The following is a 14690-nucleotide window of genomic DNA, read 5'->3' as shown; positions in this document are numbered from 1 at the left end:
TGTTTGTAATTCACCAGATTTACTTACTAGTTTGTTCAAGCCATCAGTCACTTTCTCAGATCCATCACGCAATTCACCCGTTTTGCTATTTAACGTATTTAAACCGTTCGTTACTTTTCCTGATCCGTCTTCTAATTTCCCTATACCGTTTTTGCTATTTAACGTATTTAAACCTGCTGTCACTTTTCCGGAGCCATCTTGTAACTTATTAGATCCATCTGCCAATTTCTGAACTCCATCCTTCATCTCTCCAGACTTCCCTTGAAGTGTATGAAGGCCATCCGTCACTTTACTTGAACCATCATGTAGCTCACTTGATCCGTCGTGTAGTTTATTTGCTCCTTCCGCCCCATCTGCTAATCCTTTTGAGACGTCTTGAATGGAATCAAACATTTTCTCTGCATATGTTTTCGTTAACGTACTTGATACTTCACCTTTAATTTTTTCAATCGCTGTTCCGCCAATTTGTGAAGATAAGAAGTTTAAGCTTTCGTTTGGAATGTATTCTAAGTTTAATGGTTTTGGATCATCTTTTAATAACGTTGTAGCGTTACTTGAGAAGTCATCTGGAATGCGTACTAACATGTAATACTTTCTACCTTCCATTCCTTTTTCCGCTTCTTTTTCACTTACAAATTCCCATTTAAAACTTGTGTTATCTTTTAAGTTGTCAACAAGCCCTTTTCCGACCTCAATTGGTTTTCCATCAAATACTGCACCTTTATCTAAATTGACTACCGCAACTGGTAAATCATCTAACTGTTTATACGGATCCCAAAAGGCCCATAAAAACATACCTGCATATAAAATTGGTACGAATAAAACCGCGATAATTGGAATTAATATTTTTTTACTTTTTATAATTTCAGTAAACTCTTTACGAAGTAACTGATTCCATTTCATCATTTCTCCCCCTTTTCTAAATGACCAAATTGTTCATTCGGTCATTTCCTCCCAAATAAAAAGGCTATACCTATTCATACATATGCCTTATCCCCGAATTTATACTATGCAACTGTTTCTTCATATGAAGTGAATATTTCTATTATCCCTCCCTAAAATAAATGTATGACCGTTTTGTTCAAACGGTCACTTTTTATAATAATAAAAGGATTATCTTAGTTTGACAATCCTTTTAATAAATAAAGTTCAAATAATTCTGCAATTTTCTCTTTTTCTAGCGGTTCATGATTTTTTTCCCAATCAAAAATAAGCGATACGTATAAGCGAAGCATAATAAATGCTGTAATTTCTGGATCACATTTGCCAATCTCACCTTTTTCAATCGCAATCTTTAAATACGATTGAATGACAGAAACGATTTCCACATCTACTTGTTGCATCACTTCTTGTACTTCTTTCGTTCCCATATCACGCTCTTCTTGAATTAATTTAATCATGAGCTGATGTTCTTTTCTGAATTCTAATATGCTATATAATGCTCTATGTACATTTTCAAAAAATGAAACATCTGAACGAATTGCATTTTCTGCAACTTGCTTCATCTCTGTAATTAAATTAGAAATAATTTCACCAAATAGCTCTTCTTTATTTTTGAAAAAAGTATAAATCGTTCCTTTTCCTACATTCGCTAACTTCGCTACTTGATCCATCGTTGTTGCTTTATAACCGAACGCTGAAAAAGACTTTGTTGCAGCATCAATAATAGAACGTTTTCGATCTATCGCCACATCGTCACCTCCAAAAATGACCAATTGGATAATATAGTCAATCAGTACATCTTTGATATTACCACACGCTTACATTCTATACAAGTTCTCTTTTTTATTATTTCCAGTATAAAAAATTCCAGTCAAGTTATATATTACTGTCCATAGTGTATCAAGAAGTATACTTGTATGGAAAGCTAGAATATATTCATAATAATTTCTTTATTTCACTCAATTTTTTTTGTAATTGAATCCTTCTGTTACGGATGTTTTCTTCTTCTAACAGTAAAGAATCTGCATGATTTTTAAGTTTAGCTACTACTTCATCTATTAGTTTCTTATCCCCACATCCTAATAAACCTTTCAGCTCAAATAGTAGTTGAATGTCTTTCAGGCTCAACCCCATCTCTTTTAATTCAATAATAACTTGAAAGTCTACTATTTCTTTTTCACTATACTCTTTTCTATTATTTGTTCGATTTGGAACAATTAAATTTAAATCTTCATAGTGCCGAACTGTATCTTTTGTAGTATGTAATAGCGTAACAAATTCTCCGATTCGCATTTTTTTCACTTCCTTAACATTATTTATTGACAGGGGGTTAACCCCGCATATTTTAATGAAATCATATTTTAGCAATATACAAGGAGGAATTATTTTGAATATCTTTTCATGGAGTAGTAGTATTTTAGCTATCTTTTATGCTTCTCTTCTCATCTTAGCTGGGTTAACTCAATATAAACAGAAACGTATACCTACTTACTCTGCTGTCGGAATTACTATGTCCGGAATAATTATGCTTGTATCTAGCATTTTAATTTTTTTCATCCCCTCTATATTATTTCTATTAATTGTCACTCTCACTACTGTACACGTATTAACAATAAGGAATGGCTATTATCTTCACGGCAAAATTCATATACATCACCATCTAATACGAGGGTGTATTTCTTTCATAATCATATTACCTTATATCATTTAACTGTAAAAAAGTGTTCCAAATGTAAGCAATTCAGGAACACTTTTTTTATTTCAACATAGTATTTCATCATCTGTTCTAATTATTATTATACAACGCTATTTCTCCTAACTTATCTAAACTACGATTAATAATTACCAATGTATTTTAGAAACCAGATTTTATTAACTCATAAATAAACCTTACTTAACGACAACGAATTTCTCTTTTTTCAAATAATCAAATAAAAAAACAAGAAAATCTTTACATTTAATAGTAATATAGAAAATAGACAAGTTTATCAAAATAGTGGAGGCTTTTTCAGTCATGATGCGTGCGCTTCGTTTAAATATAAAGCAAGCTTTTGGTAGTCGTATTTCTTTAATTATGATGTTTAGTGGATTCGTTCTTATTTGCATTTATCACTATTACTATGTCATTCGTTATTTAGGAGACGCAGCGAATGGTCCTATATCAACAGATTTAAAATGGATTGGATTCCGCGACAATGAAATGGATGTTTATTTATTATTAATGCCAGTTATTGCGAGTTTCCCCTTTAGTACAAGTTACAATTCGGATAAGTCAGATGGTTTTAAACCGTTCGTGAGTAAGGGAATTTCTATATTTCCTTATTCAGTAACGAAATATATCGTTACGTTTTTTTGCGGAGGGTTTCTTTATACGCTTCCATTCATCTTATCGTTATTATTTTGCAAATTAACCATTCCAGACGGAACACCTACGATTGGTTCAGGTATCATAAATGCTGATGGAATGTTCGCAAACCTATATTTCGATGCGCCTCTCACTTATATTACTGTATATATCGGAATTAATTTTTTATTCGCAGGTTTAATGGCCCTTTTAGGACTTGCTGCATCTGTATGGTCACAAAAAGACTATATGGCGATTCTCTTTCCATTCGCAGTTGCCTCCATTCCGTACGTCCTGCTAAATACAATATTCCCTACAATAGGTGGAGCGCCTTTTCACTTGTATGACCCAAAGCAACCATTACAAGGCATGTCACCGTACATTTTAACGATGCAATGTACTTTCTTCCTTCTCGTTAGCTTATTCATGTATATACAAGGAGTAAAGCGGGATAGAAAAAAATATAGAAGAAGACTGCAAAAAAGAGATCGGTGTAGAAAAGCGTTTCAAGCAATTTCAGACTAGATCATTGAACGAATAAGAGCGTAATTACCTAAGTTAGCTTAGATAATTACGCTCTTATTATCATTACTCATATAATCATCCTCCCCTTTACGGCGTACCTGCCAATCCCCATAAAATAACGAACAGCGCAAAATAAATCGCTTTAATACCTACAACTGAACATAGTAAAATAATTGCATATTTACTTAATTCTCTCCTTGCACCTATTAAAGTAAAAATGACTGCCAAACTAAACGTTATATAGGATGATGCTGTATGTATTAAGTTATACGTAAGGTCTAAATTTTGAGTAAGTCCTGTTACCTCAGCTACAAATTGAAACATAACGATTGTACTAAAAAAAATCGCTAACTGATTCATTAATTTCCCATTTATTTGTGCTGGCATCGTTGCCCTCCTTCCGAAAACTAAATATTCAATTAATTTTATCACCAGATTACAAAAAAAGGACGCTTAGTTGCCTAAGCGTTCCCCTCATTTAAGAAGCTTTCTTCAAATCAATTTGAGCAAGTACCGGATCATGGTCACTTACACGTCCGTGCTCTTTCATAATGTTTGAGTTTAAGTGCACTGGGTCTACAATTGTGTGTGGTGCGATGTTGTTTGTTACTAAAATATGATCTAACACTTGGGCATTTCCTTCATGAATGTACGTGTAGCGGTTCTCTTTCGGCACTGTGTTTAACATATTTTTTAAGTTTGTTCCTTCTAGTGCTTTTAGTGGTTTAGCAAACTCAAAATCGTTCATATCCCCTAACACAACAACTGGTGCATTCGTGTTCTTTTTCTGAATTCCTTGTACGAATTGATTTACTTCTTGCGCTAACTGAATTCGCTTTTCTTCACTCTTTAATACGAGCGGCTGCACTTTTCCAAATGGCGTTGCATCTCCTATTTTTGAGTTTAAGTGATTTGCAACGACAACAACGTTTTGTCCTTGGAACGTAAATTCTGCCGCAAGCGGTTTACGTGTACTTTCAAATAATGGGTTTTCGTCTCCAATACGAACAACATTTTTATCAAGTAACTTCGGTACTGCTGCTAATTTCACGCGTGATGGGTTGTAGAAGAAACCGACGCGAATATTCGCTCCTGGTGCTCCTCCGTCTAGATTATTATGCGGAGCAATTTCTACATACTCATACTTTGGTCCGCGAATTTCTAGAACTGCATCAATGATACGTTTTGCGCTTAAAGAAGCATCTGTTGTACCGTCATTAATTGATCCATTATTATCTTGCATTTCCTCTACACCGATAATATCTGGCATTTTTAAATTGTATTTAATAGAATACGCTAACGCTTTTACTTTTTCATCTGTTGTTTCTTTTTTATTCGCCGAGAAGTTTTCAATATTATATGTAGCAACTGTTAACTTATCAAGACGAGGCTGAATATTCGCCCCTACTTGCTTAAATCCACCGTCCACTACAGATGGTAATTCCGTTATTGGCGTAATGCGGAACGAACCGTAATCATATCCGACTACCCCTGTTATATCTCCAGTGAAAGTATCTCCTACTTTTGCTACATAATCACGAGGTACTTTGACAGAAAGACGCTCTGGGTTTAATTGATTTTCATCTAATATAGGTGTGCCGTATTTCGTTACGACTTTATTTCCGCCATTTTCTACTGTTACATATAAATTCCCGTTTTTCTGAGGTGCAATAATTTTTGGCGTTGGCATCGTAACGCGCATACCTTCTATACTTTCATAAAAGTCGATTGCATCTTCATTTGGATCAAATAAACCAAATGCATCATTATCGATAATTTGATCAGGGATTTTCACACCGTTTTCTCCAAGTACAATCGGTGCTGGTAAAGGTTGATCTTTTGCTATTACAGCAACACGGCTCGCCTTAATTTCCGTAGTCGTTAAATCTGTGTCAAACCTTTCTGCATATCCAGGACCAACATATTCTTCTACTTCTCCATCAACTTGGATAAGGTCTCCTACCGCTACATTCGCATCTTTTTTGTACACATACATACCTTCTGAAGTAGCTGGATCATTATCCGGCTGATTATCTTCTATATAAAAACCATTTTTATCAAGCGCTGTTACAACGCCTTCCACATTGTATACTTTCTTCCCTGTGTAAGGAGAAATATGTGATTTCCCTTGAATATCATGAATACGTACTGGTTCATGATTTACGATAATAAATGAAAATGTTGAAATCGCTGAAGAAGTAAGCCCTTCTTTCTCTGCAATTGCTTTAATCACACTATTTTCATTCACCACAACTTGTCCGTTATAACGAACACTTTTATTTGTAGGGTTAGAGCCATCTAGCGTATAGTAGATTGTTGCTCCTTCTGTATTCGTTGTTAATGTTACCGCTGTTCCCTTCGCAACTTCTCCGCCACCTGGCGAAGCTACTACATCGCTAACACGGTTTTGTCCTTCTCCTTGAAACTTATGAGCGGTTACTGATTTTAAACCTGGGCTACTAAAATATAATTCAAGTGTCCCTGTTAAACTAACTTTCTTCCCGATATTTTCAGGATGATCTTTCACATTTACTGCCGCTCTCACATCGCCTTTTGGCAACTGAACTGGCATGATTTTATCTGGATTCGTTTCATTTGGCGAATCCGCAATTGCTACGTTTGTATCATCAAACTTAGCCGGATCTTTCGTGTATTTAGAAGGACTTTGCGTATATCCAACGATATATCCTTCCACCATCCCCTTCGTTTTACCTTGCTGCTTAAATACTTGAATTGCTTTTTCTACTGACATAGAAGTCGTTTCTTCTGCTTGTACTAAAGTTCCAGTAAATGAAAGCAATAGTATGAATGATAAAAAGACACTTAACAATTTCTTCACAGCCATTTTCCTCTCCCTATTTCATATTTTCTCAACATTTCTATCATATCAAATGATTCGTTATATAGAATGCTATTTCGACAAGTTTTACAAAAAATTTATTTAATTTACAAGCTTTCAAACTATAATACAAAATAATAATTTTACACCTTCTACGAATGCACTCTATAATGTTAGAGAGAAAACAGAAAATATCGAAAGTTCATTGGCATGTAAAATGGATTCATTTGAATAGGAGTGATTGGATGGAAGTACAAACAGAAACATACCGCGCAGCTATGAATGGAACATTAGAACGTCATTTTTCAGATATGATTGCCGTTATACCAACTAGAATTACAATTGAACAGTTAAAACAGCGGTTAGAGACTATCTCTACCAAAGTTGATGAATTAAAGGTTGTTTACAATGATGAGACAAGCCTTATTGTTGAATTACATATGGATGAAACAATCATACCGTATGAACTGCATATTGATGAGGCAAATGACCCAGAAGAATATAAAATGTACAATAGACAAGATTCTACAATCGTAGATCGTCATTTTGAAGATGCTGCTTATGGCACTGAAATTTTCGCTCGTACGCTATTTGTAGGCGATGTGCTGGACTGCTTTTTCCAGCAATTACAGTTTTTATGGAACCTCGCTCCAGATTTATTATTTGTAATCGATTCAAGCGCAGCAATGAAAGTGATATCTAGAAGCTATATTGAATATCACGTTGAAAATGAATTGTTACCTGACATTCCTGATTTATACGTTATTCATTCCGTTTATGAAGACGATAAAGACGGTGAGCCTACGCAATATTGGTTTCATACACACGGCCTTTTAAGAGCAGGTGTGACAGAAATAGAATTAATTATTCCCAATCGCATTTCTTCCTATTACGGCATTGGCGATCTTTTTCAAACATTTGCTAATAATGCCGTTGAGAACGGACAAGTCCCTATGAATGAGCCTATCGTTATCGCGCATAGTCAGCAAGGTTCTATACATACAGTAGCTATTCCATGGGAAAAGGGATTATCTTATATTGGACATAAAACGAGGATGGATCAATTATCTTCAATTGAGGACGAAGAAGTGAAACTACAACCAATAGATGCACAAAACACATTCTTAGGTGGGATGGATGCCCGAGATGAATACCATCAATCTCCATCCGTTCTCTTATTCAAATATAATACTTCGGAAGAATATATTGAAAGCTTTTTCCAAGAACACGAGGAAGCTACAGGGCTTATGTTCTATAAAACAAATAGTGAAACCGATCGTATGGCTTACAATGCAAAGAATACTTTCGGATATTTCAGCAACATTTTTCACATTGAACAATCGAATGAAGATTTTCGTTTCCTCGCTAAGTTTGGTGTCTCCTACGAAGAAGGAAAAAGTGAACATATGTGGTTTGAAATGCAAAACATTACGGAAGACTTCATTCAAGGAATACTTATTAACGAACCGTATTTTATAAAAGATATGAGTGAAGGAAATAGTTACCATTTAGATTTTGATAACTTAACAGAGTGGATTATTTATGCGGGAGATGCCGTTATAAAGCCCAATAACTTATATATGTTTATTGGTGAATAAGTAACAAAACGCCTTCAATCTGATTGAAGGCGTTTCACTTTATTGTGCGATTGATTCCATATCCATTACTTTCTCTAAATGAGATAGTACACGTTTCGCCGCTAACTCACCTTGATCAATACAGTCCGGAAGACCAGAACCAGCGTAAGAACTACCTGCCAAGTATATACCTGGCAACTCTTTCTCCATAAATGTTGTGAGTTTCTTCATTCGCTCGTTATGACCTACTGTATATTGGGGCATCGCTTCTTTCCAGCGGCTTACGACTGTAAACTCTGGATCCTCAGTAATATCCATCGTCTTTCTTAAATCTTCTAGTACGAGCTGAACGAGTTCCTCTTCTGTTTGTTCTACAACTGCTTCATCACCAGGGCGTCCAACGTAACAACGAAGAAGCATTTTTCCTTCTGGCGTTGTATGTGGCCACTTTTTATGTGTCCACGTACATGCTGTAATTGTGTAATCGCTATTTCGAGATACGACAAATCCTGTTCCATCAATATCGCGCTGAATGGCTGATTTTTGGAAAGCCATTGCTACATTCGCAACTGATGTAGACGGAATGTTGCGGAAGAAACGAAACTGCTTGTACTGCGCAAACATAGATGGCAATACTTTATGTGAGCTTGCCACTACGACCGCATCCGCTTCTATTTCTTTTCCGTTACTAAGAGTAATCGTATAACCATCACCAAGTTTTGCAATTTTTTCAATGCGAGTTCCCTTTATTATCGTACCTTCATGCATCTTCACTTCGAGAGATTCTACGATAGATTCTAAACCTGTTTTCACTGTTTGGAAGATTCCCTTTTTCGGTTCAGATGTCTCTTTTTTCGGGGCAAGTGTACGCATACCGAGTGAAATACTGCGATGTTTCTGCTCAATTTGATACATTTGCGGGAATGTTGACATTAAGCTCATTTCATCAATATCCCCTGCATAAATACCCGATAGTAATGGTTCGATTAAATTTTCAACCACTTCGTTGCCGAGGCGATGTCTGAAAAACTGCCCGAGTGATTGGTCAGATACTGGCTTTGATCTCGGCATTAACAGATCAAAGCCAGCTCTTAATTTACCAATTGGAGAGAGCAGCCTGGAAAATAGAAACGGCGTAATTTGCGTTGGAATTCCCATCATTGATCCGCTCGGCATTTTATGTAACCGATTGTTTACGAGGATAAATGATTGACCGGCCTTATTATTTACAAGTTCATCGCCAAGACCTAATTCTCTCGCTAATCTTGCTGCACTTTCTTTTCGTGCTAAGAAAGAATCTGGTCCGCGTTCAATTGTAAATCCATCTTTTCGAACGGTTTGAATTTTCCCGCCAAGTTTACCCGATGCTTCTATCAGTAATGTATCGATCGGCAAGTTGTTGTCACGAATTTCTTTTTGCAAGTTATACATTGTTGTTAATCCTGTGATGCCACCGCCGATGATTACAACTTTTTTCCTCAAGCATGCTCCCCCTTCCTTTTTACAATACAGATTCTTTTTTCTTTAATACAACATCTGTTAAGCAATCAATAAATGCATCCGATGCATTTGGCATTTCTGGACGATAATATTTCGCGCCAATTTCATCTGTTACAACTTTACACTCAAAGTCGTTGTCATATAGAACTTCTAAATGTTCCGCAACAAATCCAACTGGTGCGTATACGAATGAAGTATAACCGTACTTTTCATTTAATTCTCTCGTTAAATCTTGTACATCTGGACCAATCCAAGGATCTGGTGTGTTTCCTGCACTTTGCCAACCTACTGCATAATTTGCTACTTCAGCACCTCTTGCAATATAGTCAGCTGTTTCATTTAATTGGTCTGGGTATGGATCGCCAAGTGCGATAATTTTTTCTGGTAAGCTATGTGCAGATACGATTAATACTGCTTTTTCACGCTCTGCTTCTGCCATACCGTTATATATACCTTTCACTGCATCAACCCAGTACTGGATGAATTTCGGTTCTTTATACCAGCTATCAATGCCGTGAATTGTTAAGTTTCCAAGTTTCTCAGCTTCTTCTTGTGCTCGTCCTACATACGATTTCACGCTAAATGTAGAATAGTGCGGCGCAAGAACAAGTGCGATTGCATCTTGTATGCCGTCGTTATGCATATCTTTTACTGCATCTTCAATGAACGGTTCGATATGTTTTAAGCCAAGATACATATGGTACTCTACTTCATCTTGTACTTCATTTAAACGCTTCTCTAACTTTTTAGCTTGCTCTAATGTAATAGTAGCTAAAGGAGAAATACCACCAATTGCACGGTAACGCTCTGTTAAATCTTCTAGCATTTCAGGACTTGGCTTTCTTCCTCTGCGAATATGTGTATAGTAACGTTCAATATCTTCTTCTTTATATGGCGTTCCGTATGCCATTACAAGCAAACCAATTTTCTTTTTCATACAGCAATTCTCCTTTACTTCGCTAACTGCCCTTTAGAGTATTCATGAATAAATGTAGTTAAACGTTTTAATGTATCTGGATTTACTTCTGGGAATACACCGTGTCCTAAGTTAAAGATATAACCTGGCTGTTTCATCCCTTGATCTAAAATACCTTTTACATGTTCTTCAATAACAGACCATGGCGCAAGTAAGAATGACGGGTCCATATTACCTTGTACCGCCTTATGAACGCCGCGCGCACGTGCCTCTTCGATCGGTAAGCGCCAATCTAAGCCTACTACATCAAGCGGTAAGTCGTGCCATTCATTTACTAAATGTGCAGCTCCTACGCCATGCATAATCATTGGAACACCCATCGGGCGAACTTCTGCAAAAATACGCTCCATTGCTGGTTTAATAAATACGCGGTAATCTGCTACATTTACTGTTCCAACCCAAGAATCGAAAATTTGAACTGCTTTTGCTCCTGCGTTAATTTGCGCTTTTAAATATGTAATAACCATATCTGCTAGCTTATCCATTAAAGCGAACCAAGCTTTCGGCTCTGCATACATGAACGCTTTCGTATTATGGTAATTACGAGATGGACCGCCTTCAATCATATAGCTCGCTAATGTAAATGGAGCTCCTGAAAAACCGATTAACGGTACGTCTAACATTTCTGTCGTTAATAAACGAATCGTATCTAATATGTACGGTACGTCATCTTCTGGATTGATTTCCCCTAGCTTTTCTACGTCTTGTAAAGAACGGATTGGGTTATCAATAACTGGGCCAATACCCGATTTAATTTCTACATCCACACCAATTGCAGGTAGTGGTGACATAATATCTTTATAAAGAATTGCTGCGTCTACGTTATATTGATCAACTGGCAACTTTGTAACGTAAGCACATAACTCTGGATTATGTGTAATTTCAAATAAAGAATACTTTTCTTTTATCTTTCTATACTCCGGCTGTGAACGACCTGCTTGACGCATATACCATGCTGGTACATAATCAGTACGTTCCCCCCTACATGCTTTTAAAAATGTCTCATTTATATTTCTTACCAAGACCCTTGCTCCCTTCCTTACCAATGCTTCGAATACGTTCGATATTTATCTTTTTTTACTATACAGCTTGTAAAAACAAAATGCATAATATTATGTACGTTGTTCATTAAATTGACACAAACATTCTTAAAAACGCTTACTATTTTCACAACATTCTTATTATAACACAGAGAAAAACTATGGTTTAGCTACTTTTGACTTTTCTCCCTCGCGATTCGTTTGTGTGTTATATGGCACAACGTAAAAACTCGGTTTTGAAAAGATGTTAACGAACTTTTCTTCATATTCTCCTGCACCATTTACAGTTGCTACAAGCGTATGGACTCCGTTTTCCACTCTATAAATCCGATACATAATTCTATCATCTGGAAGTGGTGTCCAGCTTAATTTCGCTTTAAATAAACCGAAAGGGCTAAACGCTAATTTTATTTTCACATCTTCAATCTTGCGCAGCCGAATTGGAGCACCGATTGTTTCCACACCTTCTGGTTTCATAAACTGCTCTTTCTGTTCTATATTTGCCTTCGTTAAAATTTTCTTAAACAATTTCGTTGCTGACACACTTTCTCCTTGCAACTGATGCTCTTTATCCGTACGGTCATAACCAATCCAAACAGCGCCTACTAAATTTGGCGTATAGCCAACGAACCACATATCTCTCGCTCCATTATCGTCATTTGGTAAGGAAGTTGTACCTGTTTTCCCAGCTAGCGCCCCGTTATATACACCTGCTTTCGCTGTCCCTTCCTTCACAACTCCTTCAAGCATTTTCGTCATATACCATGCCGTTTGTTTCGAGAAAATTTTCGTTTCTACTTTTGGTGATTCTCCAATAACTGCGCCGTGTCTATTGAACACTTTATCAATCACGTGCGGCTCAATAATAGCGCCATTTGCTAAAAACGCACGATACATTTTCACAAGTTCAAATGTTGAAACACCGTTTTTCAATCCGCCAAGCGCTGTACTTAAACCAGCATCGGCAATGTGAACATTACCTTTCTCTAAATATTGCTTTCCTTCTTCTACCCCTAACTCATTTAATAAAGAAACTGCCGGTACATTTGCTGACTCTAAAATCGCATCGTACATCGTCATTTCTTTCGAATACGTATGGTTGTAATTTCGAGGTTCATAGCCTTCAAATGAATTTCTTTCATTCGTTAATAAAGAATACGGATTATACTTTTTCGTTTCGAGTGCTGGCGCATAGACGATAAGTGGTTTTAGCACAGAACCGGGCTGTCTTTTTGCGAAAACACGATTAAAGCCTCTCGGGACGTACTTTCTTCCGCCAATCGCCGCTTTAATTCCGCCCGTACGATTATCCATTAATAAAAAAGCACCTTGCGCCCCCTCTTCTTTACCAGGGAAATTCCTCGCATCTTGAAACTGGTTATACGCTACCTTTTGAATCTTTTCATCCATCGGAACGACAAACGTATATCCTCCGCGAAGTACTTCTTGATGAGACAATCCATATAAACGAGCTGCTTCATCTATAACCATATCAATATACGGCATATATGCGAGCTCATTCTCATCTAAGTTTTTATATAGCGCAATCGTCTTCCCTTGATAACGTACGCTTTCTTCGGCAGTCAAATAGCCTTGTTTATGCATAAGTGACAATACGAGATCGCGGCGCTCCTTACTTTTCTCTGGAGAGAAATACGGTGAATATCCGTTTGGCGACTTCGGAAGACCTGCAAGCATTGCCCCTTCTTCTACTGTTAAATCTTCTACATTTTTATTAAAATACAACTTTGCTGCCGCTTGAATACCGTAAGCCCCATGCCCAAAATAAATATGATTCATATACATTTCAAGAATTTGTTGCTTCGTATATTTTTGCTCTAATTGAAGGGAAATTGCGACTTCCTTCAATTTACGCGTAACTGTTTTTTCACGAGTTAAAAAAACGTTTTTAGCGAGTTGCTGCGTAATCGTACTACCGCCCTCTACCTTTTCTCCTGCTAACGTATCTTTATAAAGAGCCCGGAATATAGACGGGTAATCAATTCCTTGATGCTCATAAAAACGAGAATCTTCCACCGCGATAAATGACTGCTGCACGTATTTTGGAATTTGCTCGATTGGTACGAGGTCTCTATTTTCTACATATAATTTCGTAATTTCTTTCCCTTTCTGGTCAACGATACGTGATGAAGAGTGGAAAACAAGCTGCTTTTCATCCATCATATAGCCACCAGCTAACACAATAAGTTTATAAAGTACAATCGCTAATACAAGCGTCGCTAATCCACCTAATAAAGTCCATTTTACTTTCTTCATACACCGGCCTTCTTTCCAAATGATGGTACATTTATTATTTGAAAAAGAAGTATCTTTATGTATATAATCTTCGAAGTTTTTTAAGAGAGTTGATATAATAGATACAAACAATTAAAGGGGGCATTAAAATGAAGGCTATTATTTCATACGAAACACCTCTAGAACAAGCACATTTCACTGCAAAAAATAATGAAAAAGATATGTTTTATAAAGAAAATACAGAAGAATCTGTAGAAGGCTCACTTAGCTATGACGTACTAGACGCTGTTGGCGAATTTAAAGGACAACCTGGTTATATCGTTTGTAACAACATTTCTGTCACAGACGAAGGTCGCCCAGTATTTGAAAACCGTTTTAAAAACCGTGCAGGCCTTATTGAAAACGAACCAGGCTTCCAAGCAATTCGCGTTCTACGCCCATTAAGTAACGATACATATGTCATCTTAACGATGTGGGAAACAGAGCAAAACTTTAAAGACTGGACAGAATCACGTTCATTCGAAAACGCTCACAAAAAACGCCCTGCACAAGCAGAAGGACAAGCTCCAGCTCAGGCGCATCCACATGCAGAGCAGCAAAAAAGTATTTTCTCTCGTCCGTCATTTGTAACTACTTTTGATGTGTTAGTTTAAGGGTTTTGTGCTGTAGTTGCTCCAAGGCTGCGGTACAT

General features: G+C 36.7%; 12 protein-coding genes. 3 read left to right on the top strand and 9 right to left on the bottom strand.

Going from position 1 to position 14690, the window contains the following annotated elements; all coding sequences use genetic code 11:
* The 3 genes from MR113_RS24650 to MR113_RS24640 all read right to left on the bottom strand — a co-directional run.
* On the bottom strand, window positions 1-903 hold a 903-nt coding region (locus MR113_RS24650), incomplete at its 3' end, for a YhgE/Pip domain-containing protein (protein ID WP_242257189.1).
* A 215-nt stretch (window positions 904-1118) separates the two neighbouring features.
* Window positions 1119-1691 (bottom strand): TetR/AcrR family transcriptional regulator, encoded by a 573-nt coding sequence (locus MR113_RS24645; RefSeq protein WP_098275586.1) that lies wholly within the window; start codon window positions 1689-1691, stop codon window positions 1119-1121.
* 187 nt (window positions 1692-1878) lie between these two features.
* Entirely contained in the window at window positions 1879-2235 is a 357-nt protein-coding gene (locus MR113_RS24640) for a MerR family transcriptional regulator (protein WP_098586279.1), read from the bottom strand.
* Window positions 2236-2956: 721 nt separating this feature from the next.
* Here MR113_RS24640 and MR113_RS24635 point away from each other — a divergent pair.
* Window positions 2957-3811 carry a hypothetical protein gene (locus tag MR113_RS24635; protein ID WP_242257188.1) on the top strand — a complete coding sequence of 285 codons (855 nt, stop codon included), beginning with the start codon at window positions 2957-2959 and terminating at the stop codon, window positions 3809-3811.
* A gap of 87 nt (window positions 3812-3898) precedes the next feature.
* On the opposite strand, the gene MR113_RS24630 is transcribed toward MR113_RS24635, so the two are convergent.
* Together MR113_RS24630 and MR113_RS24625 are read right to left on the bottom strand one after the other, a co-directional pair.
* Window positions 3899-4198, bottom strand: a complete 300-nt coding sequence (locus tag MR113_RS24630) for a hypothetical protein (protein WP_242257187.1) — start codon at window positions 4196-4198, stop codon at window positions 3899-3901.
* Window positions 4199-4289: 91 nt separating this feature from the next.
* Complete coding sequence (locus tag MR113_RS24625) at window positions 4290-6656, bottom strand: DUF6359 domain-containing protein (protein ID WP_242257186.1); 2367 nt, start codon at window positions 6654-6656, stop codon at window positions 4290-4292.
* 239 nt (window positions 6657-6895) lie between these two features.
* Here MR113_RS24625 and MR113_RS24620 point away from each other — a divergent pair, with 239 nt between their 5' ends.
* Entirely contained in the window at window positions 6896-8248 is a 1353-nt protein-coding gene (locus MR113_RS24620) for a DUF4026 domain-containing protein (RefSeq protein WP_242257185.1), read from the top strand.
* 39 nt (window positions 8249-8287) lie between these two features.
* Here the strand turns inward: MR113_RS24620 and hemY are convergent, their stop codons facing one another.
* The 4 genes from hemY to MR113_RS24600 all read right to left on the bottom strand — a co-directional run bounded on the left by hemY (window position 8288) and on the right by MR113_RS24600 (window position 14020).
* Window positions 8288-9709: a protoporphyrinogen oxidase gene (hemY, locus tag MR113_RS24615; RefSeq protein ID WP_242257184.1), complete on the bottom strand. Its 1422-nt coding sequence runs from the start codon at window positions 9707-9709 to the stop codon at window positions 8288-8290.
* Window positions 9710-9728: 19 nt separating this feature from the next.
* Window positions 9729-10664 (bottom strand): ferrochelatase, encoded by a 936-nt coding sequence (hemH, locus tag MR113_RS24610; RefSeq protein ID WP_097863929.1) that lies wholly within the window; start codon window positions 10662-10664, stop codon window positions 9729-9731.
* A gap of 14 nt (window positions 10665-10678) precedes the next feature.
* On the bottom strand, window positions 10679-11725 hold the full coding sequence (gene hemE, locus MR113_RS24605; protein WP_097819946.1) for a uroporphyrinogen decarboxylase: 1047 nt from the start codon (window positions 11723-11725) through the stop codon (window positions 10679-10681).
* Window positions 11726-11902: 177 nt separating this feature from the next.
* Window positions 11903-14020 (bottom strand): transglycosylase domain-containing protein, encoded by a 2118-nt coding sequence (locus tag MR113_RS24600; RefSeq protein WP_242257183.1) that lies wholly within the window; start codon window positions 14018-14020, stop codon window positions 11903-11905.
* 128 nt (window positions 14021-14148) lie between these two features.
* Here MR113_RS24600 and hmoB point away from each other — a divergent pair, with 128 nt between their 5' ends.
* A complete protein-coding gene (hmoB, locus tag MR113_RS24595; RefSeq protein WP_242257182.1) occupies window positions 14149-14652 on the top strand; it encodes a heme-degrading monooxygenase HmoB in 504 nt (167 codons plus the stop codon).
* Window positions 14653-14690: the final 38 nt, after the last annotated feature.

Source organism: Bacillus cereus group sp. BfR-BA-01379, assembly GCF_022663605.1.
Lineage (GTDB): Bacteria > Bacillota > Bacilli > Bacillales > Bacillaceae_G > Bacillus_A > Bacillus_A mobilis.
This window is presented reverse-complemented; position numbering and strand designations above follow the sequence as displayed.

Coding starts and splice junctions, on each gene's coding strand:
- hmoB (WP_242257182.1), top strand. CDS start 14,149: ATGAAGGCTATTATTTCATACGAAACACCTCTAGAACAAGCACATTTC.
- MR113_RS24635 (WP_242257188.1), top strand. CDS start 2,957: ATGATGCGTGCGCTTCGTTTAAATATAAAGCAAGCTTTTGGTAGTCGT.
- MR113_RS24620 (WP_242257185.1), top strand. CDS start 6,896: ATGGAAGTACAAACAGAAACATACCGCGCAGCTATGAATGGAACATTA.
- MR113_RS24625 (WP_242257186.1), bottom strand. CDS start 6,656: ATGGCTGTGAAGAAATTGTTAAGTGTCTTTTTATCATTCATACTATTG.
- hemH (WP_097863929.1), bottom strand. CDS start 10,664: ATGAAAAAGAAAATTGGTTTGCTTGTAATGGCATACGGAACGCCATAT.
- MR113_RS24600 (WP_242257183.1), bottom strand. CDS start 14,020: ATGAAGAAAGTAAAATGGACTTTATTAGGTGGATTAGCGACGCTTGTA.
- MR113_RS24640 (WP_098586279.1), bottom strand. CDS start 2,235: ATGCGAATCGGAGAATTTGTTACGCTATTACATACTACAAAAGATACA.
- MR113_RS24630 (WP_242257187.1), bottom strand. CDS start 4,198: ATGCCAGCACAAATAAATGGGAAATTAATGAATCAGTTAGCGATTTTT.